Here is a 744-nt window from a genome sequence, read left to right as displayed (position 1 = left end):
CTATTGATGTAATCGTTATTGACTCCGTTGCTGCCCTGGTACCAAAAGCAGAGATAGAAGGTGAGATGGGAGATTCTAAAATGGGTTTACAGGCCCGTTTAATGTCTCAGGCTTTACGTAAACTAACAGGTACGATCTCTAAAACCGGATGCTGCTGTATCTTTATCAACCAATTGCGTGAAAAAATTGGTGTTATGTTTGGCAACCCGGAAACTACCACAGGTGGTAACGCCTTAAAATTTTATGCTTCTGTACGTTTAGACATCCGCAGAACCTCTCAGATTAAAGATTCTGAAGAAGTATCAGGAAACAGGATCAAAGTTAAAATTGTTAAAAACAAGGTTGCTCCACCTTTCCGGATTGCAGAATTCGATATTATGTTTAACCAGGGAATCTCTAAAGTTGGAGAGATCATTGACCTTGGAGTTGATTTTAACATTATTAAAAAAGCTGGTTCATGGTTCTCCTATGGAGATACTAAACTTGGCCAGGGAAGAGATGCGGTTAAACAGTTGTTGTTGGATAATCCTGAATTATCTGATGAAATCGAAGCAAAAATCAGACAAGAAGTTACAGGCGATAAGCTGGAAGAATTAGAATAGTACTTTAATTAAAATAAAAAAAGGCCTGCTTTTAATAAAAGCAGGCCTTTTTTTATTTTAATTCTTATTGTGTAGCTCCTCTACGCTGCCTTCATATATTTTGCGTCCACATAAATGGCTACAATCACAACCAGAACAATAG

Annotated in this window: 1 protein-coding gene; it reads left to right on the top strand. The window is 37.5% G+C overall.

The features are described 5' to 3' along the window. A partial coding sequence (recA, locus tag DBR11_RS30475; RefSeq protein ID WP_233260954.1) for a recombinase RecA occupies positions 1–602 on the top strand: 602 nt, incomplete at its 5' end. Between the last annotated feature and the right edge of the window lie 142 nt (positions 603–744).

Origin of the sequence: Pedobacter sp. HMWF019, assembly GCF_003061025.1 — a bacterium.
Classification (GTDB): domain Bacteria; phylum Bacteroidota; class Bacteroidia; order Sphingobacteriales; family Sphingobacteriaceae; genus Pedobacter.
The sequence above is the reverse complement of the archived record's forward strand: the minus strand, read 5'-3'. Positions and strand labels throughout refer to the sequence as shown.